This is a genomic window from Bifidobacterium canis (assembly GCF_009727065.1).
Taxonomy (GTDB): domain Bacteria; phylum Actinomycetota; class Actinomycetes; order Actinomycetales; family Bifidobacteriaceae; genus Bifidobacterium; species Bifidobacterium canis.
In genome coordinates this window covers 40,280-62,457 of record NZ_WNLP01000004.1, presented here as the reverse complement: position 1 = coordinate 62,457, position 22,178 = coordinate 40,280, and the positions used below count along the sequence as shown (strand labels likewise).

At 57.6% G+C, this 22,178-nt stretch carries 14 protein-coding genes, 1 tRNA gene and 4 pseudogenes; 7 read left to right on the top strand and 12 right to left on the bottom strand.

Going from position 1 to position 22,178, the window contains the following annotated elements; translation table 11 throughout:
• Positions 1-108: 108 nt before the first annotated feature.
• The gene (gene rpoZ, locus GSD1FS_RS04995) at positions 109-393 is read right to left on the bottom strand and encodes a DNA-directed RNA polymerase subunit omega (protein ID WP_155588659.1); all 285 of its coding nucleotides are present in this window, start codon (positions 391-393) and stop codon (positions 109-111) included.
• A gap of 163 nt (positions 394-556) precedes the next feature.
• Between rpoZ and ilvD the strand changes: the two are divergent.
• Positions 557-2,415, top strand: a pseudogene (gene ilvD / locus GSD1FS_RS04990) (dihydroxy-acid dehydratase).
• 98 nt (positions 2,416-2,513) lie between these two features.
• On the opposite strand, the gene gmk reads toward ilvD, so the two are convergent.
• The 6 genes and pseudogenes from gmk to efp all read right to left on the bottom strand — a co-directional run bounded on the left by gmk (position 2,514) and on the right by efp (position 9,900).
• Positions 2,514-3,101: a guanylate kinase gene (gene gmk / locus GSD1FS_RS04985; RefSeq protein ID WP_246165840.1), complete on the bottom strand. Its 588-nt coding sequence runs from the start codon at positions 3,099-3,101 to the stop codon at positions 2,514-2,516.
• Positions 3,102-3,120: 19 nt separating this feature from the next.
• Positions 3,121-4,056: an orotidine-5'-phosphate decarboxylase gene (pyrF, locus tag GSD1FS_RS04980; protein WP_155588657.1), complete on the bottom strand. Its 936-nt coding sequence runs from the start codon at positions 4,054-4,056 to the stop codon at positions 3,121-3,123.
• Positions 4,056-7,462 (bottom strand): annotated as a pseudogene (gene carB / locus GSD1FS_RS04975) (carbamoyl-phosphate synthase large subunit). Before carB ends, pyrF begins: the two are co-directional and overlap by 1 nt.
• Complete coding sequence (gene carA, locus GSD1FS_RS04970; RefSeq protein WP_155588656.1) at positions 7,455-8,684, bottom strand: glutamine-hydrolyzing carbamoyl-phosphate synthase small subunit; 1,230 nt, start codon at positions 8,682-8,684, stop codon at positions 7,455-7,457. Before carA ends, carB begins: the two are co-directional and overlap by 8 nt.
• Positions 8,685-8,753: 69 nt before the next feature.
• Positions 8,754-9,284, bottom strand: a complete 531-nt coding sequence (gene nusB, locus GSD1FS_RS04965; RefSeq protein ID WP_155588655.1) for a transcription antitermination factor NusB — start codon at positions 9,282-9,284, stop codon at positions 8,754-8,756.
• A gap of 52 nt (positions 9,285-9,336) precedes the next feature.
• Positions 9,337-9,900 (bottom strand): elongation factor P, encoded by a 564-nt coding sequence (efp, locus tag GSD1FS_RS04960; RefSeq protein WP_155588654.1) that lies wholly within the window; start codon positions 9,898-9,900, stop codon positions 9,337-9,339.
• Between the two features lie 279 nt (positions 9,901-10,179).
• Here efp and GSD1FS_RS04955 point away from each other — a divergent pair, with 279 nt between their 5' ends.
• Together GSD1FS_RS04955 and GSD1FS_RS04950 are read left to right on the top strand one after the other, a co-directional pair.
• Complete coding sequence (locus GSD1FS_RS04955) at positions 10,180-10,749, top strand: hypothetical protein (RefSeq protein WP_155588653.1); 570 nt, start codon at positions 10,180-10,182, stop codon at positions 10,747-10,749.
• A 205-nt stretch (positions 10,750-10,954) separates the two neighbouring features.
• Positions 10,955-11,641, top strand: a complete 687-nt coding sequence (locus GSD1FS_RS04950; RefSeq protein ID WP_155588652.1) for a Pr6Pr family membrane protein — start codon at positions 10,955-10,957, stop codon at positions 11,639-11,641.
• Between the two features lie 422 nt (positions 11,642-12,063).
• On the opposite strand, the gene tuf is transcribed toward GSD1FS_RS04950, so the two are convergent.
• The 4 genes from tuf to rpsL form a co-directional block, all read right to left on the bottom strand.
• A complete protein-coding gene (gene tuf / locus GSD1FS_RS04945; protein WP_155588651.1) occupies positions 12,064-13,263 on the bottom strand; it encodes an elongation factor Tu in 1,200 nt (399 codons plus the stop codon).
• 161 nt (positions 13,264-13,424) lie between these two features.
• Complete coding sequence (gene fusA, locus GSD1FS_RS04940) at positions 13,425-15,554, bottom strand: elongation factor G (protein WP_155588650.1); 2,130 nt, start codon at positions 15,552-15,554, stop codon at positions 13,425-13,427.
• A 30-nt stretch (positions 15,555-15,584) separates the two neighbouring features.
• Positions 15,585-16,055: a 30S ribosomal protein S7 gene (gene rpsG, locus GSD1FS_RS04935; RefSeq protein WP_155588649.1), complete on the bottom strand. Its 471-nt coding sequence runs from the start codon at positions 16,053-16,055 to the stop codon at positions 15,585-15,587.
• A gap of 5 nt (positions 16,056-16,060) precedes the next feature.
• Positions 16,061-16,432 (bottom strand): 30S ribosomal protein S12, encoded by a 372-nt coding sequence (rpsL, locus tag GSD1FS_RS04930; RefSeq protein WP_101441637.1) that lies wholly within the window; start codon positions 16,430-16,432, stop codon positions 16,061-16,063.
• 819 nt (positions 16,433-17,251) lie between these two features.
• On the opposite strand from rpsL, the gene GSD1FS_RS04925 reads away from it, so the two are divergent.
• Positions 17,252-17,327 (top strand) — tRNA-His (locus tag GSD1FS_RS04925).
• Between the two features lie 185 nt (positions 17,328-17,512).
• Positions 17,513-18,538, top strand: coding sequence for a threonine aldolase family protein (locus tag GSD1FS_RS04920; RefSeq protein WP_155588648.1), 1,026 nt, complete (start codon positions 17,513-17,515; stop codon positions 18,536-18,538).
• Between the two features lie 150 nt (positions 18,539-18,688).
• On the opposite strand, the pseudogene GSD1FS_RS04915 reads toward GSD1FS_RS04920, so the two are convergent.
• Positions 18,689-19,893 (bottom strand): annotated as a pseudogene (locus GSD1FS_RS04915) (glycosyltransferase).
• A 126-nt stretch (positions 19,894-20,019) separates the two neighbouring features.
• Between GSD1FS_RS04915 and purT the strand changes: the two are divergent.
• Positions 20,020-21,299: pseudogene (gene purT / locus GSD1FS_RS04910) on the top strand (formate-dependent phosphoribosylglycinamide formyltransferase).
• A 111-nt stretch (positions 21,300-21,410) separates the two neighbouring features.
• On the top strand, positions 21,411-22,163 hold the full coding sequence (purC, locus tag GSD1FS_RS04905; RefSeq protein WP_155588647.1) for a phosphoribosylaminoimidazolesuccinocarboxamide synthase: 753 nt from the start codon (positions 21,411-21,413) through the stop codon (positions 22,161-22,163).
• Positions 22,164-22,178: the final 15 nt, after the last annotated feature.

Sequence of the window (22,178 nt, the reverse complement as noted above, 5' to 3'; positions counted from 1 at the left end):
ACAGTCTATCCCTCCCTCCCACATGAGATATGCGAACGCCCCGTCGATGTCCACAGTGTGTGGCTCGACGGGGCGTTCGTCTGAAAACAATCAGAATAAAGATCGGACTCAGTTGCCTTCGCTCAAGTCGTCTTCACCGAGCGTTTCTTCGAGCAATCCCTCGTTGATCTCACGGAAGGCGATCGAAAGCGGCTTCTCCTGATTCTTGTATTCCACGAGCGGACCGACGTTCTGCAGCAGACCTTCGTTCAGCTGCGTGAAATACGAGTTGATCTGGCGAGCGCGTTTCGCGGCGAAAATAGCCAAAGCATACTTGGAATCCGCGTGCTGCATCAAATCATCGATTGGCGGATCCGCAAGACCGGTTGGTGTAGGCTCAGTGCCGAATGCCATTTGAAATCTCCAAACCACTAACAACAAATATGTGTATGTGCAAATTCTCAGTATATCTCAGCTTCTAGATTTACCGCAAGGTCTTATATTTGTTTCTTTTCCTGCATATCACTATTTGACAATATGAACGATTCCGCTGGCATGTTCGGGTTGAATAGGGCACATGGAAATGCGATCTGCGAAATCATGAATGGACGAATCTTCGCCGGCGCACGCGCATTGTATCGTGCGGCCGGTGTCGATGGCAAAGACTTCGGCAAGCCGATCGTCGCCATCGCCAACTCTTTCGACGAGTTCGTGCCCGGTCACGTGCACCTCAACAAGGTGGGCCGTCTCGTCTCGGAAGCCGTGAAAAAGGCTGGCGGCATTCCGCGCGAGTTCAACACGATGGCCGTTGACGACGGCATCGCGATGGGTCACACCGGCATGCTGTATTCACTGCCGAGTCGTGAGATCATCGCCGACACCGTGGAATATCAGGTAAATGCGCACTGTGCCGACGCGCTCATCTGCATTTCGAACTGCGACAAGATCACGCCGGGCATGCTGATGGCCGCACTTCGCCTCAATATTCCGACCGTGTTCGTCTCCGGTGGCCCGATGGAAGCCGGTACGACCGTTCTTCCCGATGGTACGGTCAAGGAGAACACCGATCTGATCGACGTGATGTATGCGTCCGCAGACGACAACATGACCGATGAGGACCTGCTCGCCTATGAGCGCACCGTCTGCCCGACCTGCGGCTCGTGCGCCGGTATGTTCACCGCGAACTCGATGAACTGTCTGACTGAGGCGATCGGTCTCGCACTGCCTGGCAACGGCACCGTGCTCGCTTCGCATGGCTACCGCAAGAAGCTGTTCGAACGTGCCGCGCAAACCGTTGTGGAGATCGCGAACAAGTATTACCAGAACGACGACGATTCCGTGCTCCCCCGTTCGATCGCCACGAAGCATGCGTTCGAGAACGCGATGACGATGGACGTGGCGATGGGCGGTTCCACCAACACGGTGCTGCATATTCTCGCAATGGCACAGTCCGCCGACGTTGATTTCACGCTCGACGACATCGAACGCATCAGCCACACCGTGCCGTGCATCTGCAAGGCCTCCCCCTCCGGCGAATGGGAGATCTCCGATGTGCACCGCGCCGGCGGCATCACCGGCATCCTCGGCGAACTCGATCGCGCTGGCAAGCTGCACCGCGACGTGCATTCCATCGATTACCCGTCGCTTGAGGCCAAGCTTGACGATTGGGACATCATGCGCGATTCCTGCCTGCCTGAGGCGAAAGACCTGTATCGCGCAGCCCCAGGCCATATCGTCTCCCCTGAGCCATGGACGCATGAAACGCTGTTCGACACGCTTGACACCGACCGCGTGAACGGTGCGATCCACGACATCGACCACCCGGCCGTCACCGAAGGTGGTTTGGCCATTCTGCGCGGCAACATCGCTCCCGATGGATGCGTTGTGAAAACCGCCGGCGTGCCGAAGGAGATCTGGACGTTCCGTGGCCCCGCGTTGGTAGTTGAATCGCAGGAGCAGGCCATCGAGGTCATTCTCAATGACACGTTGAAGCCAGGTCAGGCGTTGATCATCCGTTATGAGGGGCCGAAGGGTGGTCCTGGCATGCAGGAGATGCTCTACCCCACCTCGTTCGTCAAGGGCAAGGGCATCGGCAAGGAAGTGGCGCTCATCACCGATGGTCGTTATTCCGGTGGTTCCTCTGGCCTGTCCATCGGCCATGTGGCTCCGGAAGCCGCCAGCGGTGGCCCTATCGCTTTGATCGAGAACGGCGACATCATCACCATCGACATTCCGAACCGCACCATCAACGTTGAGGTGAGCGATGAAGAGCTCGCTGAACGTCGTGCGAAGTTGGAAGCCGGTGACGGCTACAAGGCGCATCGTGACCGCAAGGTGAGCCAGGCGCTTAAGGCGTTCGCCGCGTTCGCTCGTTCGGCAGACAAGGGCGCCACCCGTGACCCTGAGCTCATTGACAGGCTCTCCGGCCTCGCCTGATTTTTCACAGAATAATGTGAATGCCCGCGAAATCTTTGATGATTCCGCGGGCATTCACATTGTTTATGGGCAAATATATTGCCTGCTCTAGCGGTCGGCTAGTTGAGACCGTATTCTTCTGCGATCACATCCCAGAGTTCCTTCGCAGCCTGATCGACCTCGTTATTGACGATCGTCACATCGAATTCGGGCTCTGCGGCGAGCTCGACCTTTGCGGTTTCCAAACGCTTCGCCTGCTGCTCCGGTGTTTCCGTGCCTCGCCCGACAAGTCGACGCTTGAGTTCGTCGAAACTCGGCGGGGCGATAAACACATACACCACATCGAGGCCAAGTTCACGAGCACGTTCCTTGACTCGGCGAGCGCCCTGCAAATCAATTTCGAGAATCGTCGGCGTATTGCTCGCCAAATGCTCTTCGACCGGCTTCAATGGCGTGCCATAATGTGCCATGCCATGCACGACGGCGGTTTCGAGGAATTCTCCGGCTGCCTTGCGACGCAGAAACTCGTCTTCCGGCATGAACCAATAGTTGACGCCATTCTGCTCGCCCGGACGTGGATCTCGCGTTGTGGCAGACACCGACACCCAGATCTCCGGGTGCTTGTGCAGTAACGCCGCCTCAACCGTTCCCTTGCCGACTGCGGTAGGGCCGGTGAGCACGATCAAACGTCCATGTTTCTCCGGCATATTCATGTGAATTCAACTCCTACTTGGATTGCAAAGCTGCTTGCGAAGACTCATCAGACGCTTCCTTCAATGCTTTGCGCACATCAGCCGCAATGGTCTGCGTGCTTTCGATGAGCGACGCCATGTCGGGACCGTCTTTGGAGATGGCTCGTGAAACGGTGACGAGCACGTTGCCGTTGGTGCCATGGAACACGTTTTTCAAATCGTCGGCTTCAGCGCCCTGCCAGCCGTAGCCTGGCGAAAGGATTGGACCGGTGAAGTCGACCGGCTCGATGCCGCTGTCTCGCAACCATTGGCTGATGGTGGCGCCGATGATCAGACCGACCGAACCGAGACCCGGCGTGCTCTTGTTGTATTTCTGCGCGGTGGCTGCAATGCCATAGGCAACTGTCTTGCCTTTGTATTCGCCGTTCTGACGGATGGCTGTCTGCAGGCTTGCGCCTTCTGGATTCGACGTGAGTGATGCCACGAACACGCCACGCCCGTTGTCGAGGGCGGTGTTGATGACTCCTCCGAGCGAACGCGCGCCATAATACGGCAGCAATGTGATCGCATCGGCGAGCATCGGCGCATCCGGCTCGAAGTAGGCGTCGGAGATGGCGGAGATCGTCGTCGGCAAACCACCGTGGAGGCAGTCGACGATTGTGATCAGATCCATCTGCCGTGCGGCATACAGGGCGCGCTCGAGTGCCGCGAATCCTCGTGACCCGTAGCGTTCGAACATGGAGACTTGGAATTTCACCGCGGCGGCGCGACCGTTTGCGGCTTGGAGCATGCGCATGGCGAACAATTCGGCGCCCTCGGCGTCGACATCGTATCCCCAGTTTTCCAGCACGGATTTATGCGGGTCGATGCCGACGCATAGTGGTCCGTGCTGTTTCATGGAATTGCTCAGTCGCAGTCCAAAATCGGAACGCATTGCCGCGCGTTCCTTGTCGTTCCGTGCCTGAGTCATCAGACCCTTGTCTCCTCGCTTTCTTCCTTGTGCTTACGCTCCATGTTGTAGAGCTCGCGTGAATGTTCCTGAATGCTCATCACTTCGTAGTCGTTCTTTTTGACGGCTTCAATGGCGAGCAGCACTGCCGAGAATTCCGTCATCGTCGTGTATTGCGGAATGTCGGCTGCGATGGCGGCCGCACGAATCGAATAGCCGTCGGAACGGGAGCCTCGCGAATTCGGCGTGTTGAGAATCAGGTCGATGTCGCCGTTTTCGATGAGCTGCACCACGTTCTTGCCGATGCTACCCTGCGCGTGCTGGATTTCGGCGCCGCGTTCGGGATCCGAGTCCACACGGCTGTGAATCTTGTCGACGATCTTCGATTCGATGCCGTAACGACGCAGAACCGATGCCGTGCCTTCCGTCGCCCAGATGCTGAATCCGAGTTCGACCAGACGCACTGCGAACAATGGGAGTTGACGCTTATCGGTGTCGTTCACCGAGAGGAACACGTTGCCGCTGGTCGGCAGGCCGCCTTCATAGGCAGAGAGCTGGCTCTTGGCGAAGGCGTGCGGGAAGTCGCGGTCGAAGCCCATGACTTCGCCGGTGGAACGCATTTCCGGCCCGAGCAGAATGTCGACGGTTTTGCCGACAGGTGTGCGGAAGCGTTTGAATGGCAGCACCGATTCCTTGACGGCGACCTGCTGGCCGACGCGTATGTCTCCACCATCGCCGTATGGCAACAGCAATCCGTTGGCACGCTGCTGTTCGATGGTTTCACCGACCATGATGCGCGCCGCGGCCTTCGCCAAGGCGACGCCGGTGGCCTTGGATGCGAACGGCACGGTTCGCGAAGCACGTGGGTTGGCTTCGATCACATACAGCGTGTTCGCCATGAACGCGTATTGCACGTTCATCAGGCCGCGCACCTGGCAACCCTTCGCGATGGCGAGTGTCGCTTCGCGCAGACGGCGGATCTGGTCGTCGCTCAACGTGCTTGGAGGCAGTGTGCAGGCGGCGTCGCCGGAGTGAACGCCTGCCTCTTCGATGTGTTCCATGATGCCGCCGATGTAGAGTTCCTCGCCGTCGAACAATGCGTCGACGTCGATTTCGATGGCGTCTTGCAGGAACTTGTCGATGAGCAATGGCGAGGGAAGTCGGCCAGACACCACTGTGTCGGCTTTGGCTTCGCTCAATGCGCGGTTCACATAGGTTTCCAGCTGTGCGTCATCGTAGACGATCTCCATGCCTCGGCCGCCGAGCACGTAGCTTGGGCGCACGAGCACCGGATACCCGATGTTGTGTGCCGCCTCGCGAGCCTCGTCGAGGCTCAACGCGGTGCCGAAGCGTGGAGCGTTCAGATGCTCCTGGCGTAGCACTTCGCCGAAGAGTTCACGGTTTTCAGCCAAGTCGATGGCTTCCGGGGTGGTGCCGAGAATTGGCACGCCTGCGGCTTTGAGGCGTGCGGCGAGCGACAGTGGCGTCTGGCCGCCGAGCTGCACGATGACGCCCTTGATCGGCCCCATCTTTTCTCGGACTCGTAGATCTCGAGCACGTCTTCGAACGTCAATGGTTCGAAATACAGGCGATCCGACATGTCGTAGTCGGTCGACACGGTTTCGGGGTTGCAGTTGACCATGATCGTGTCGTAGTCTTTGCCGAGCTCCTGCACCGCGTGCACGCAGGTGTAGTCGAACTCGATGCCTTGGCCGATGCGGTTCGGGCCGGAGCCGAGAATGATCACGGCTTCACGGTCGCGCTTGCGCACCTCGGTTTCGTCGGCGTAGCACGAGTAGTAGTACGGCGTCTGCGCGGCGAATTCCGCGGCGCAGGTGTCAACCGTCTTGAACACCGGATGCAGGCCGTAGTTCCAGCGCAACTCACGCACGGTGTTCTCGCCTTCATCGCCCAGATTGCGCAGATGCGCGATCTGCACGTCGGAGAGTCCGGCGAGCTTGGCCTTCTTGAGCAGCTTTCTCGACAACGTTTCGGCTTCGCGAACCTGCATAGCCGTGGCATTGATCTGGAAGAACTGGTTGATGAACCACGGGTCGATCTTCGTGGCGTCGAAGATCTGCTCAGGGGTGGCACCACCCCAAATGGCACGCATCACCTGCAGGTAACGGTGCTCGGTCGGGGTGTGCATCTGCTCGAGCAGTTCGTTGACTTCCTGCTCGCTCGGCTTGTTGCCGTCCCAGTTGAAGCCCATGTGACGCTTGTCGATGGAACGCATCGCTTTGCCGAGGGATTCCTGGAAGTTGCCGGCGAGAGCCATGGCCTCACCCACGGATTTCATAGACGTGGTGAGGGTCGGGTCTGCTCCCGGGAACTTTTCGAACGCGAAACGAGGAACCTTGGTGACCACGTAGTCGATCGTCGGTTCGAAGCTGGCTGGCGTCGACTTGGTGATGTCGTTCTGAATCTCGTCGAGCGTGTAGCCCAATGCGAGCTTCGTGGCGATCTTCGCGATCGGGAAGCCGGTGGCCTTCGAAGCGAGTGCCGACGAGCGGGAGACGCGTGGGTTCATTTCGATGACGATGATGCGTCCGGTTTCCGGATGGATGGCGAACTGAATGTTGCAGCCGCCGGTATCGACGCCCACGCCACGAATGATCGCGATGCCGATGTCACGAAGCTTCTGGTATTCACGGTCGGTCAGTGTGAACACCGGAGCCACGGTGATCGAATCGCCGGTGTGCACGCCGACGGGGTCGACGTTTTCGATCGGGCACACGACCACAACGTTGTCGTTGCGATCGCGCATCAGTTCAAGCTCGTATTCCTTCCAGCCCTCAATACCCTCTTCGATGAGCACTTCATCGGTCGGAGAATAGTGGATGCCTGCGCCTGCGATGCGGTGCAGTTCCTCGGTGTTGTGTGCGATGCCGGAGCCGAGGCCGCCCATCGTGAACGACGGGCGCACAACCAGCGGGAAGCCGAAGCGTTCCGCGATCGCATCCACTTCCTCGATGGTGTGGGCGATGTCGGAACGAGCGGATTCAGCGCCTGCCGCTTCGACGACCTTCTTGAACGATTCACGGTCTTCGCCACGGTCGATGGCTTCAAGTGAGGCGCCGATCAGTTCGACGTTGTATTTCTTGAGCACGCCTGCCTCGCCCAAGGCGACGGCGGCGTTCAGAGCGGTCTGGCCGCCAAGCGTCGGCAGCAACGCGTCAGGGCGTTCCTTGGCGATGATCTTCTCGAGAATCGGCGTGGAAATAGGCTCGATGTAGGTGGCGTCGGCCATCTCCGGGTCGGTCATGATCGTCGCAGGGTTCGAGTTGACGAGAATAACGCGCACGCCTTCTTCGCGTAGCACTCGGCATGCCTGTGTGCCTGAATAGTCGAATTCGGCGGCCTGGCCGATCACGATCGGGCCGGAACCGATGACCATGACCGACTTGATGTCTGTGCGCTTAGGCATTCGCGTTCTCCTCCTTGGAAGTCTTGGAGCTCTCCATCAATGAAACGAAACGGTCGAACAGGTAGGCGGCGTCATGCGGACCAGCTGCGGCCTCCGGATGGTATTGCACCGAGAACGCCGGAATATCGACGCACTGCAGGCCTTCCACCACGTTGTCGTTCAGATCGACGTGGCTGACGAACACCTTGCCGTATTTGCCGTTTTCGAATGGCGCGTCAACGGTTTCGCCGATTGGCGCGTCGACTGCGAAACCGTGGTTGTGTGCAGTGACCTCGACTTTGCCGGTGGTCACGTCTTTCACCGGCTGGTTGATGCCACGGTGACCGAATTTGAGTTTGTATGTGCCGAAGCCGAGTGCGCGGCCTAGCAGCTGGTTGCCGAAGCAAATGCCGAAGAACGGATAGCCTGCGTCGAGCACCTGGCGCAGCAGATCGACCATCTGCTGTGCCTGTTCGGGGTCGCCTGGGCCGTTCGAGAAGAACACGCCATCGGGGTTGAGTTCTTCGATCTGCTCGAACGTCGTGGTGGAGGGCAGCACCACGACGCGGCAGCCGCGTTCGGCCATGCGGTGCGGCGTCATCGATTTGATGCCCAGATCGATGGCGGCCACGGTGAACAACGGTTCCTTGCCTGCGAAATCACCGGTCGGCTCGACCACATAGCGTTCCTGCGTGCTCACTTCGTCGTAGAGTCGCATGCCCTGCATCGGCGCAGTGCGCTTGACCTCTTCGAGCATGTCTGCGATGCTGCGCAACTCGCCGTTTGCATTTAGCAGGGCGGCACCAGAGAAGATTCCTGCGCGCATCACACCTGCGGAGCGCAGGTGACGCACGAGTTTACGGGTGTCGATATGGCTGATGCCCACGATGCCTTCAGCGATCAGCGCGTCATCGAGGGCGCCGTCCGCACGCCAATTGCTGACCGTCATGCTGGGGTCTCGAACCACATAGCCAGCAACCCAGATGCGTGACGATTCCGGATCCTCATCGTTGACGCCGGTGTCGCCGATGTGCGGGAAGGTCTGAACGACGATCTGCTTGCAGTAGCTCGGATCCGTGAGCGTTTCCTGATAGCCGGTCATCGCGGTGTTGAACACGATTTCGGCGCAGGTGGAACCCGTGGCGCCGAATGGTTCGCCAACATACACTTGGCCGTCTTCAAGAACGAGAACCGCATCTTGTGCGGTATATTGCGTATTTGCCGGATCTGACTGATTCACCATACCCCCATTTCATCAAGGTTTTGAGGAAAGCGGCCGGTTGTGAGTCGCGATCCGGCCGAACGCGATTCACTAATTGGTTTGGTCGGTTTCGTCCGATTCAACGCTTGTTGGAGAAACTGGATCCGCTTGCGATGATTGCGAGGGCGAAGGAGCCTCCGAAGAATCAGATGGAGAAGCCTGCGGAGCTGCCGACGTCTTCTGCTCGTTCTGTGTGGCGATTGCGCTCAACACCCCGTGAATGAACGAGGGGGCCGCATCGTCGGAAAGAGTCTTGGCGAGATTCAAAGCCTCATCAATGGCAACTTTGTCGGGCACGTCGTCGTTGTAGAGAATCTCCCATGTGCCGATGCGCAGAATGTTGCGGTCAATGGCGTGCATACGCTTGACCTTCCACCCTTTGGAATGCGCATTCAACTGGGAGTCGATCGCCTTGCGATGCTCGTTCACACCGCGCACGATTTCGATCGCATATTCGGGAAGCGGTGTTTGAGCGCCGGGCTCGGCGATGCGCTCATCAAGAAGGGACAGGAAATCCTGCCCCTTCTCGTCCGCCTCATACAACGTGTTCAGAGCCCTGCGACGAGCGGTTGAACGTGCCATATAAGATTCTTATCCTTCACCTAATGTTGCAGATACCGGAAAGCCTGACGGATCAGTTTTCACGACCCAGGTATGAGCCGTCTTCGGTGCTGACCTTGACCTTCTCGCCTTCACCAATGAACAGCGGAACCTGAATTTCGGCGCCGGTCTCGACGGTCGCCGGCTTGGTGCCCGCGTTCGAACGGTTGCCCTGCAGTCCCGGCTCGGTGTGCGTGACGGTCAGCACAACGGAGGCCGGCAGTTCCACCGACAGCGGGGTGCCGTCGTGGAAGGAGACGATGCAGTCGGTGCCCTCGAGCAGGTACTTCGCCTTGTCGCCGACGAGCGTCTTCGGGATCATGATCTGATCGTACGTGGTCATGTCCATGAACACGAAGTTGTCGCCGTCATCGTAGGAATACTGCAACGTGCGGTTGTCGACGGTCTCGAACTCCATCTTCATGCCAGCGTTGAACGTCTTGTCGACGATCTTGCCGGAGAGCACGTTCTTGATCGTCGTGCGGACGAAGGCTGGGCCCTTGCCCGGCTTGACGTGCTGGAACTTGACGACCTGCCACAGCTGGCCATCGAGGTTGAGAATGGAACCGTTCTTGATGTCGTTAGTAGTCTGTGCCAAAATAACTCACCTATTCATTCGACGTATACAGCTATATAAAGAGCCTTCGCAATTATGCCAGCACCTCTATACAGTCCTATGTTCCGTTGTACACGATTCGGCTGGCGAATACTCGCGCATGTCCACTTTCGTGCGATCACCGCCGTGCGAATCTTTGTGAATATTGTGCATATGTTTGTTCGCTGTTTGGCAACAAGCGCATTTGCGGGAACTATGGCCAAGCTCGTTGAGGTATACCGATTCGTAGCAATGTAAGTTCATCATGAGTAAGGACTACCTATGGCAAATGTGAACGAGGTCTCTGACCCGCGTTTGAGCAAGGCTCTGGAAGCGCGTCGCTCGATCATCATCGTCGGGCGCGCCACGATCGCAGCAAAACTCGCACTGTTCGAATCTCTGATCCACGCGCTGCCGCAATCCGCGAAGCTGGGCGTGATCGACGAGAACAATGCACTGCCGAACGTGCCGAGCAACGCCACCGTCATCGAGGCGAAGCTCAAAGGTGTCGACGCAATCCACCGCACGATTCGTGAGGATGGCCTCAACACGATCGCGTACCCGAGCATGCACCGCGGCGATATCGTACGCATGCTGATGGATGTCTCCGGTCAGGAGAACGGCCAGGTGCTGATGATCAACGAGAACGTGTCTGATGCAACGCAGACACTGACCTCCGATCTGCCGATGATTCTGCTGAAGAGCTCGCCATCTGGTCACACCGAGTTCTCTGACGCGGCGATCAAGGCGATGAACCCGGTGGTCGTCGAACTGTCTGCGGACGATTCGATTCGTGCGATCACCGAAGTCGATCTGCACGCCGAGGGATTGCATACGCTCGATGTGAAGTAATTGTGCGAAAACTCGCATAGAACATGTCTTGTACGCGGTGGTCGGTTTTCTTCCGGTCACCGCGTTTTTCATAGGCGAGGTCATATCTGCGAACTGTGTGTGCGCACATGTTTTCGCGTTGAGTTTTGTGCGGATTCACATAGATGTGTTCGCATATGAGCACATAGAATAGCCGAGTTGTTTATGAGAATGCAGAAAGGTCATCATGGTACGGAGCAGAACAGCTCAGCTTATTTTTCAATCGTTCTATTGCGCGCTCGGCATTGTGGGCATCATCGGCAGTTTCGGTTTCTACGAGCACAGTTTCGACAACGTGTTCTATGTGTATTTCACGAATCTTTCGAATTATCTGTGCATCGCGATCATGTTCTTCGAACTCGTGCAAACCGCGAACCGTAAGAGCGATGGCTTTGTGAAGCTCTCCCCCGCATTGAAGTTCATCGCGGTAACCGCGATTCTGCTCACGTTCTTCGTGTTCAATCTGCTGTTGGCAGGCGCTCCCGACCGTGACCCTGCGCAGAACTACACGATCACGAGCATCACGTTCCACGTTGTGCTTCCGCTGATGTTCGTCGCCGATTGGCTGCTCTTCTACGAGCATCGCAAGGTCAAGTGGACGTATCCGCTGTATTCCACGATTTTCCCGCTCACTTATTTGGCGCTCGTCTATGTGCGTGCATGGCTGGTCAACTGGGACGCCAATGTTCCCAAGCTGTACCCGTACTTCTTCATCGATCTTAACCAGCAGGGTGTCGGCGGTGTTGTGCGCTGGTGTGTGATTCTTCTGGCCGCGTTCATTATTCTCGGCTATATTCTCATGGCGATCGATCGCATGCTCCCAGCCGCTTCTGGCAAGCAGACAAACGTCGCGGTTGAAGCCGAGCGCGCATAACACGCTCTATTTCGTATAAAACTGCGCATAGTAAACGGCACGAATTCAAAAATCCGTGCCGTTTACTATGCGCTTTTTCATATGCTTATGTGTTCACAACCGGTTCCTGCGCACTATCGCTACGTCAAAGCTGCCAAAACCCCGATCCTACTGTTTCATACTGCGCCAAACATGGTCAGTACACTCTCATTTTGCTGGTGGGGATATGAAACTCGAAGATGCTTGTGTACGCAAACTGAAGAACGGCTATTTTCCAACGAAAAATTCTGCGATATCTGACTGTTGGAAAGTTTTGTATCCCCGCCAGCAAACATGTTGCATGCGGCGGTTGAAAGAGGATATACAAAAGAGGTTCCACAGACAAATCTGTGGAACCTCTTCGCTACGCTAGTTCAGCGTGTCAGATTCGACTGAGAGGAATCTCAGGCGAGGATCTTGGTGACACGGCCCGAGCCGACGGTGTGGCCGCCTTCACGCACTGCGAAGGTCAGGCCCTCTTCCATAGCGATTGGCTGGATCAGCTCAACCGTGAAGGTTGCGTGATCGCCAGGCTGAACCATCTCGACGCCTTCTGGCAGGGAGATGACGCCGGTGACGTCGGTGGTGCGGAAGTAGAACTGCGGACGGTAGTTCGAGAAGAACGGCGAGTGACGGCCACCCTCATCCTTGGTGAGGACGTAGACTTCGCCTTCGAACTTGGTGTGTGGGGTCACGGTGCCTGGAGCAGCCACGACCTGGCCACGCTCAACGTCGGTACGGTTGATGCCGCGGAGCAGCAGACCGGTGTTGTCGCCAGCCTCGGCCTCATCCATCTGCTTGTGGAAGGTCTCGATGGAGGTGACGGTGGTGGACTGGGTCGGACGGATGCCGACGATTTCGACTGGGCTGTTGATTGCCAGACGGCCACGCTCAACACGGCCGGTGACGACGGTGCCACGACCGGAGATCGTGAAGACGTCTTCGATTGGCATCAGGAACGGCTTGTCGAGATCGTGGACAGGGGTCGGGATGTACTCATCGACATCGTCCATGAGTTCCTTGACGGTCTCAACCCACTTCTCGTGATCCGGAGCGTCGTCGTGCAGTGCGCCGTAAGCGGAGGTGCGGACGACTGGGCAATCGCGGTCATAGCCGTTCTCGTCGAGGAGGTCGCGGACCTCTTCTTCAACGAGGTCGATGAGCTCTTCGTCGTCGACCATATCGCACTTGTTCAGAGCGACGAGGATCTTCGGGACGCCAACCTGACGAGCGAGCAGAACGTGCTCGCGGGTCTGGGCCATCGGGCCGTCGGTGGCGGCCACAACGAGGATAGCGCCATCCATCTGGGCAGCGCCGGTGATCATGTTCTTGACGTAATCGGCGTGGCCTGGGGCGTCGACGTGTGCATAGTGACGCTTGGCGGTCTGGTACTCGATGTGAGCAATGTTGATGGTGATACCACGCTGCTGCTCTTCAGGAGCGGAATCGATCTGGTTGAAGTCGTACTCAGGGTTCAGATCCGGGTACTCTTCGTGCAGAACCTTGGAGATTGCTGCAGTCAGGGTCGTCTTACCGTGATCGACGTGGCCGATGGTACCAATGTTAACGTGCGGCTTAGTACGCTCGTACTTTTCCTTTGCCATGTGTTTTGTCCTCCTGGACGTTCTCGTAGTAAGCCTCTTGCGAGGCACTTGCTACATATTACTGGGTTTCTGGGTTTTTGCCACTATTGGACCCGAACCCAGTCAGCGCTACAAAATTTTAGCGCTGACTGGAGACAGGTTCAAGTTATTTTGTAGGCGTGTCACTCACCACGCTGGGCCTTGATGATTTCGTCTGCGACGGCCTTCGGGACCTCCGCGTACGAATCCATCTGCATGGTGAACATTGCACGACCCTGCGTCTTGGAACGCAGGTCGCCGATGTAGCCGAACATCTCCGACAGCGGCACCTTCGCGTCGATGACCTTGACGCCGGTGGCGTCGTTCATCGACTGGATGGAGCCACGGCGGGAGTTCAGATCGCCCATGACGTCGCCCATGTACTCTTCTGGGGTACGGACTTCGACGGCCATGATCGGCTCGAGGATGACCGGCTTCGCCTTAGGAGCAGCTTCCTTGAAGCACATGGAGCCTGCGATCTTGAAGGCCATTTCCGAGGAATCGACGTCGTGCACCTGACCGTCGGTGACGGTGGCCTTGACGCCAACAACCGGGAAGCCTGCAAGAATGCCGGATTCCATTGCTTCCTGAACGCCAGCATCGATCGAAGGAATGAATTCCTTGGTGATGTGGCCGCCGGTGACCTCGTTCACGAACTCGTAGACTTCGCCGCTCTCGGTGTCGAGAGGCTCGAAGTTCATGAGCACCTTTGCGAACTGGCCGGAACCACCGGTCTGCTTCTTGTGCGTGTATTCCTGGTTCATGACGGCCTTGCGGATCGTCTCGCGGTATGCAACCTGCGGCTTGCCGACGTTGCACTCCACCTTGAACTCACGGCGCATGCGGTCGATGATGATGTCGAGCTGGAGCTCGCCCATGCCCGAGATCAGCGTCTGGCCGGACTCTTCGTCGGTCTTGACCTGGAAGGTCGGATCTTCGTCGGAGAGCTTCGCCAGAGCGATGCTCATCTTCTCCTGATCGGCCTTGGTCTTCGGCTCGACGGCGACCTCGATCACAGGATCCGGGAAGGTCATGGATTCGAGGGAGATCGGGTGCTTCTCGTCGCAGAGCGTGTCACCGGTGGTGACGTTCTTCAGGCCAACGAAGGTGTAGATGTTGCCTGCTTCTGCGGCGTCGACCGGGTTCTCCTTGTCGGCGTGCATCTGGAAGATCTTGCCGACGCGTTCCTTCTTGCCCTTCGTGGAGTCGAGCACGTTGTCGCCCGGCTTGACGGAGCCGGAGTAGACGCGCACGAACACGAGCTTGCCGTAGAACGGGTGGGTCGAGATCTTGAAGACGAGTGCCGCGAACGGATCGTCCATGGTTGGCTTGCGGTCGATCTCGATGGATTCATCGGACGGATCGAAGCCGACGATGGAAGGAACGTCTTCAGGGCTCGGCAGGTAGTCGACAACGGCGTCCAGCATCGGCTGCACACCCTTATCCTTGAATGCGGAGCCGCACAGAACCGGGTAGGCCTCACGAGCGATCGTGAGCTTACGGATGCCGCGACGGATCTCCTCTTCGGTCAGGTCGCCCTCTTCGAGGTACTTCTCGATGAGGTCTTCGTCGGATTCGGCAACCTGGTCGAGCAGCTGGGAACGGTATTCCTCTGCGCGATCCTTGAGATCGTCCGGGATGTCAACGGTGTCGTAGTGAGCGCCCATGTCGTCCTTGACGTCGTTCCAGACGTAGGCCTTCATGCGAATCAGGTCGACAACGCCGACGAAGTCGTTCTCAGCGCCGATCGGCAGCTGCACGACGAGCGGGGTTGCGCCCAGCTTTTCCTTGATCGTGTCGACGGAGTAGTAGAAGTCGGCACCGAGCTTGTCCATCTTGTTGATGAAGCAGATGCGCGGAACGCCGTACTTGTCGGCCTGACGCCACACGGTCTCGGACTGAGGCTCAACGCCTTCCTTGCCGTCGAAGACGGCGACAGCACCGTCGAGCACGCGCAGCGAACGCTCCACCTCAGCGGTGAAGTCGACGTGGCCTGGCGTGTCGATGATGTTGATCTGGAACTGATCCTCAGGATCGTGGGTCTGGCGGTTCCAGAAGCAGGTGGTTGCTGCGGACTGAATGGTGATGCCGCGCTCCTGCTCCTGAGCCATGAAGTCCATCGTCGAAGCGCCGTCGTGGGTTTCGCCGATCTTGTAGTTCTTACCGGTGTAGTAGAGAATACGCTCGGTAGTAGTGGTCTTGCCGGCATCGATGTGTGCCATGATGCCGATGTTACGAACCATGTTGAGGTTGGTAAGCACGTCCAGTGCCATGTATTTTCCTTAACTCTTCGTTACTACTAATTACCAGCGGTAATGAGCGAAGGCCTTGTTGGCCTCTGCCATCTTGTGGGTGTCTTCACGACGCTTGACGGAAGCACCGAGACCATTGGATGCGTCGAGGATCTCGTTGGCGAGACGCTCGGCCATCGTCTTCTCGCGACGAGCGCGGGAGAAGTCGGTCAGCCAGCGCAGCGACAGCGTGTTTGCGCGAGCAGGCTTGACTTCGACAGGCACCTGATAGGTGGCGCCACCGACGCGGCGGGAGCGGACTTCGAGAGACGGACGGATGTTGTCGAGCGCGCGCTTGAGCACGGCGACTGGCTCCTGGTCGGTCTTCTCCTTGACCATATCGAGTGCGGAGTAGACGATGTCTTCCGCGATCGACTTCTTGCCGTCAAGCAAGATCTTGTTGATGAGCTGTGCCACCACGATCGAGCCGTAGATCGGATCTGGAAGCACCTGGTGTTTCTTGGAAGGTCCTTTACGTGACATATCTCTTACTTCGCCTTCTTTGCTCCGTACAGGGAACGACCCTGCTTGCGGTCCTTGACGCCCTGGGTATCGAGTGCACCACGAACGATGTGGTAACGAACACCTGGCAGATCCTTGACACGGCCGCCGCGCACGAGCACGATGGAGTGCTCCTGCAGGTTGTGGCCTTCACCTGGGATGTATGCGGTGACTTCGATGCCGGAGCTCAGACGAACACGAGCGACCTTACGCAGTGCCGAGTTCGGCTTCCTCGGGGTGGTGGTGTAAACACGCGTGCACACGCCGCGACGCAGCGGGCTGCCCTTGAGTGCCAAAGTCTTGGACTTCTTCGGCTTTGCCTTGCGTCCCTTGCGGACAAGCTGTTCAATAGTAGGCAACTTGATTCTCCGATTCAGTTTGTTATGTTCTTCTTCGTGAGGCCGCATCATCGTGACCCACTTGTCCGAATCGGAAAAGTCAGCCAACGTTCACCGGCCCGATGACCCCATGTTCTCTCACTGCCGCATTGCTGCGCGTGATGCAAGCGAATCCATGAGGATATCCCAGCAAGCGCTCCTGTCACATAAGGTGCACTGCTGGCACACACAAAGATTCAATATATCACGCCCTCAGACAAAAGACGACCCTCGGAGTGTCTAGGAACCTCCGGGGGTCGTCTAGCTTCTCTTCTGTGACACAACAGCCATGCGAGCCATCTATTCCCGCGCTTCTGTGCGCGTCGCATGCCGTCACGGAATTCCATATATTCGATCACCCATCCGTCATCACCGCCGCCTTGCGGTGACCAGTTCGCCAGCCTCGTTCCAACCTCGTCGCGCCCAACCTGAATCCCTGAATCATCCTGTGCTACCAGCGCGACTCGCGTCCCAACTCTCTCGCCACTGTCATTAATACCGACACTCAATATTGATATATTGATCAGCTGATCGATCATCCATTACACCTGCATACATCTGCATTGATCATCTGCATATCATCGGCGCACCCTGCGCCATACGCACCTTTGCGTATCTGTTAGCCTGTGAAATTTTCTCTGAAATTATCTCTTGAGTCTGTCTTAAGCATTGCCTCGAACTATGTTTAATTATAGTCTGTATGCGCTTGAGATGCATCCGACACGCCGCACCCGCGTTTCGGGAGTGCCTCGTGTATAGTTTTCATCTGTTGCGTGTAGCGAAAGCGAGCACGTGAACATGGTGGCTATAGCTCAGTTGGTAGAGCATCTGATTGTGGTTCAGAAGGTCGCGCGTTCGAGCCGCGTTAGCCACCCCACCAAACCCGGGATTCCTTTGGTTTCTCGGGTTTTCTGTTTTCGCATGAATTCTCTGGCTACCCTGCCGCGCGTAACAACCATGTGCGCGGTATCCATGCAGGTTCACCGTTGCCGCAATTCTCAGGTATGGCATCATTTCGCGCGCTAGACTGTCACACGAATACGCAAACGTCAGGAGAAACACATGCTGTCTTTCGTCAATGACTATTCCTCCACCGCCGCACCTCAGATTCTCGAGAAGATGCAGCAGCTCGGCAATGAGCATAATCCCGGCTACGGCGCCGACAAATACTGCGATTCCGCCGCAACGAAGATCCGTAAGGCTTGCGACGATCCCAAGGCTAACATCTGGTTCCTTGTGGGCGGCACGCAGACGAATCAGACGGTGTTGAGCGCGATCACCCCGCAATACGCGGGCGTGGTCTGCGCAAGCAACGGCCACATCAACGTGCACGAGGCGGGGGCCATCGAAGCGACCGGTCACAAGGTGCTCGCCCTCCCCCAGCACAACGGCAAGATCACCGCCGAACAGCTCGACGAATACTGCCAGAGCTTCGAGCGCGATGCCAACCACGAGCACATGGTCTATCCGGGCGTCGTGTATATTTCGCAGCCCACCGAATACGGCACCGTCTACACGCGCGAGGAGCTGGCCGCGATCTCGCAGGTCTCGCATGACCACGATCTGCCATTGTTCGTTGACGGCGCGCGTCTTGGCATGGCATTGACGGCTGACGATAACGATGTGGCGCTGCCCGATATCGCCCGTCTGGCTGACGTGTTCACGATCGGCGGCACGAAGTGTGGTGCGATATTCGGCGAAGCGGTCGTGTTCCCGCGCGGCAATTCTCCGAAGAACTTCACAACGCTCGTCAAGCAGCATGGCGCATTGCTGGCGAAGGGGTGGCTGCTCGGACTGCAGTTCGACGCGCTGTTCACCGACGACCTGTACCTCAAACTCGCCAAGCACGCGAACGAAGAAGCCGACAAAATTCGCAAAGTGTTGTTCGAGAAGAACTACGACGTCGAATTCGTGTCGCAGACCAATCAGATCTTCATTGTGCTCACCAACGAGCAGGCGAAGAAGCTTGAGAAGAACGTGCAGCTCGGCTATATGGAGGAAGTGGACGCAGACCATGTGATGATGCGCATCTGCACGAGCTGGGCGACCACGGATGAAGAAGTGGATGAGCTCATCAAACTGCTGTGAATCGGCACAATAACTAACAGTCATATGAATGCAGTGTGGGTGCAGACAAAATATAGTATTTGTCTGCACCCACACGTTTTCTAATGTATTTGAATTTGCGTCACCGAGTTACTGGATCACCTGATAATTCGCAGAAATCGAACAATACTCTCAGCGAGTATCACGGTGATTCTCTATTACCTGACGTTCCATCGCAACGAATTTGCGCACTGATGACTCCACCGAGTAATGCTCTTTTGTATGCTCGGCGTATTGCGCTCCCCACTTGTTGAGTTCAGCTGGATGGTCGAGCCACCAGTCGATGCTATTGGCGAGCGCGTCCACGTCTTTCACCGGATACGACGATTCAGGGCAGAGCGAGAACTGACCTGCCGCACTCAACGTGGAGTCGGCGATCACCGGCACCAATCCGGAGGCCATGCCTTCGATGACGCTCACCGACTCCAAGTCAGCGATCGACGGGTGCACCAGCAGATCGTTGGAGCGCAGCAGCGCGGGCATCGTGGCGTTCTTGTGGAAACCTATCGATGCGGGATTCTTCAGCTTCTTTTTGGCGAGACGTTCGAGTTTATGGCGAATGGGTCCGGTTCCGGCGATCGTCAGTTCGATGTCATCAGCATGCGAGCAACGCGAAATGGCCTCGATGAGCTCGACGTGGTTTTCTCGTTCGACAGGCGCCCGGAGGCGATCACGCGAATCGGCTTGCCCGGCGCCTCATCACCTGCACGTTGCGTTTTGGGCACGAATCGTGGCTCGTAGCCGTTCGAAATGACGAAAATAGGTTCGTTGTAATTGTGATCGAGCAACAGCTCCCGCCCGAGTTTCGTCGGGATGTGAATGGCGTCCACATTGCGGTAGAGCCAGTGATGGAACAGCCAGTAGATGAACTTGGCCATGCCGGGAACGTAGCGCAACGGTCCGGCGGAATACATGATGTTCTCCGGCTGCACATGGAATCCGGCGGTCACCGGCAGTCCCTTTTCACGCGCCGCCGCCAACGCGTACCGCCCGAATTTGAACGGCGTGTAGATGTGCACGATGTCAACGCCGTCGAATGCGCGGTCGAACAATGTGGCACTAGGTTGGGCGAACTGCATCTGCTGCTTGGATGCGATCCAGCTGACCAGAGGAATCCTGTTGATGCGTGCCGGGTATTCGGGGGCGCCTATGCCCAGCAGACGCACCGTGTGCCCTTGGCGCTCGAGTTCCTGAGCCCATTGCAATGCCGAATTCGAGGTGCCGTTGCCCCGATTCCCGGAAGTGTCCATCACCATGGCGATGGTCAATGGCTTCTGCGCCGCAGTCTCCCTCGGAGTCGCCTGCGCCGTGTTCTTCTCTTCACTCTGTGCGCCCATAGTCATAATCTAACCCGTTGCACTGTATAAATTTTCTCGACTATGCGCATATTGATTCGCATATCGCACGCTCTCACCACACGCGGGCACGCACGGTGGCACAATAAAACCATGCATAATGGAATCATGACGAATAGCGAAACATCAGCACATTCCACCACTTCTCTTCTTTTCACTCCTCTGGGCACTCCCCTTGGCTCGCATCCGACGCGCATTCTCATGCTCGGCTCCGGCGAGCTTGGCAAAGAGGTGACGATTTCGCTGATGAGACTCGGCGCATGGGTGTGCGCGGCGGATTCCTACTCCGGCGCGCCGGCAGCTCAGGTCGCCCACGAGTCGCGCGTGCTCGACATGGCGAACGCCGACGCGCTGCGCACACTGATCGGTGATGTCAAGCCGGACATCATCATTCCTGAAATAGAGGCGATCGCACCGACGTGCTGTTCGAAGCGGAACAGGCCGGCATCCATGTGGTGCCGAGTGCGTCGATCGCGGCGATCTGCATGGATCGCGAGAAACTGCGTACGCTCGCCGCCGAAGAGCTCGGGTTGCCGACGACGAAATATGAGTTCGCCGGCTCGCTTGACGAGCTGCGCGCGGCCGCCTCCCGCATCGGCTTCCCATGCGTGGTCAAGCCGGTGATGAGCTCCTCCGGCCACGGCCAGTCCGTGGTGCGCAAGGCGAGCGGCATCGACGCCGCATGGCAGGAGGCGCAGCAGGGTCGCCGCGCCCACGATGAGGGAGACGTGTCGCGTGTGATCGTCGAGCAGCTCGTCGATCTGGACTACGAGTTGACGATGCTCACGGTGAGCTCGTCGCACGGCATCGTCACCTGTGAGCCGATCGGCCAGCGTCAGGAACAGGGCGATTATCGTGAATCCTGGCAGCCTGCGGCCGTTGAGCCGGATCGCAAGCAGGAGATTCACCGCATCGCCATCGAAGCTGTGCAAGGATTAGTGGATCATGCCGGCACGAACAATGCCTGGGGCGTGTTCGGCGTCGAACTGTTCGTGCTCAAAGACGGCACTGTGCTGTTCAACGAAGTCTCGCCACGCCCGCACGACACCGGCATGGTGACGATGATCAGCCAGTATTTGAGCGAGTTCGACCTGCACGCGCGCGCCGTGCTCGGCATTCCGGTCACCCAAGATCACGTTCAGCTTGATCTGCCGAAGTACGCGGGTGCTGCGAGCCGCGCGATCGTCGTCGAAGGTCACGGCGAGGTCGAGTTCTCCGATCTCAACACCGCGCTCGCCTCCGCCGGCACCGATCTGCGCATCTTCGCGAAACCGCGCGTCGACGGTCACAGGCGCATGGGCGTGGCGTTGGCGATCGGTTCAGACATCGACGAGGCACGCATCAAAGCGAACGAAGTCGCGCAGACTCTACGCATCAGTGTGAATTGACATATGTTTGCACTCGCACACGCGAATGAATAGTGGTCATTGCGCAACAGTTGACGCGATGGATTGCTAGTCTGAACGTGTCCACTCAATGGTGACAACGGAAGGCAGGACATGCAGAAACTGGACAAGCTCTACGAGGGCAAGGCCAAGAAACTGTACGCAACCGATGACCCCGATATTCTGTGGGTCGAATACATGAATCAGGCGACCGCCGGAAACGGCGCGAAGAAAGCGCAGATCGAGGGCAAGGGTGAGCTCAACAACCACATCACCTCCGTCATCTTCGACCTGCTCAAGGCGCGTGGCATCGACTCGCATTTCGTCAAGCGCATCTCCGACACCGAGCAGCTCGTGCGCAAGATGGATATGTATCCACTCGAGATCATCATGCGCAACACGGCGGCCGGCTCGTTCGCCAAGAGGTACGGCGTGAAGGAGGGCACGAAGCTCAACAAGCCGATCCTCGAATTCTGCGTGAAGTCCGATGAGCTCGGCGACCCGTTCATCAACGATGACGGCATCATCGCGCTGGGCATCGCCTCCGAAGACGAACTCGCTGAGATCTCCCGTCAGGCTCGTGCGATCAATGATGCGCTCAAAGACATCTTCTCGAAGATCGACGTGCAGCTCGTCGACTTCAAGATCGAAGAGGGCAAGACGAGCGACGGCAAGATCCTGCTCGCCGACGAGATCACCCCCGACACCTGCCGTCTGTGGGATCTCAAGGATGGTTCCGGTCAGATCGAGCATCTCGACAAAGACCTGTTCCGCCGTGATCTCGGCAATATCATTCCTGCTTATGAAGAGATTTACGACCGCTTGGTCAAACTCGCTGAAGACGAAGGCGTAGAACGCGCCGAATGATTGCTTGGGGCTTGC

Bases quoted from the DNA above. Each gene is read 5' to 3' on its own strand.
- rpoZ (WP_155588659.1), bottom strand. From the start codon at position 393: ATGGCATTCGGCACTGAGCCTACACCAACCGGTCTTGCGGATCCGCCA.
- gmk (WP_246165840.1), bottom strand. From the start codon at position 3,101: ATGCCGGAGAAACATGGACGTTTGATCGTGCTCACCGGCCCTACCGCA.
- pyrF (WP_155588657.1), bottom strand. From the start codon at position 4,056: ATGACTCAGGCACGGAACGACAAGGAACGCGCGGCAATGCGTTCCGAT.
- carA (WP_155588656.1), bottom strand. From the start codon at position 8,684: ATGGTGAATCAGTCAGATCCGGCAAATACGCAATATACCGCACAAGAT.
- nusB (WP_155588655.1), bottom strand. From the start codon at position 9,284: ATGGCACGTTCAACCGCTCGTCGCAGGGCTCTGAACACGTTGTATGAG.
- GSD1FS_RS04955 (WP_155588653.1), top strand. From the start codon at position 10,180: ATGGCAAATGTGAACGAGGTCTCTGACCCGCGTTTGAGCAAGGCTCTG.
- GSD1FS_RS04950 (WP_155588652.1), top strand. From the start codon at position 10,955: ATGGTACGGAGCAGAACAGCTCAGCTTATTTTTCAATCGTTCTATTGC.
- tuf (WP_155588651.1), bottom strand. From the start codon at position 13,263: ATGGCAAAGGAAAAGTACGAGCGTACTAAGCCGCACGTTAACATTGGT.
- fusA (WP_155588650.1), bottom strand. From the start codon at position 15,554: ATGGCACTGGACGTGCTTACCAACCTCAACATGGTTCGTAACATCGGC.
- rpsG (WP_155588649.1), bottom strand. From the start codon at position 16,055: ATGTCACGTAAAGGACCTTCCAAGAAACACCAGGTGCTTCCAGATCCG.
- GSD1FS_RS04920 (WP_155588648.1), top strand. From the start codon at position 17,513: ATGCTGTCTTTCGTCAATGACTATTCCTCCACCGCCGCACCTCAGATT.
- purC (WP_155588647.1), top strand. From the start codon at position 21,411: ATGCAGAAACTGGACAAGCTCTACGAGGGCAAGGCCAAGAAACTGTAC.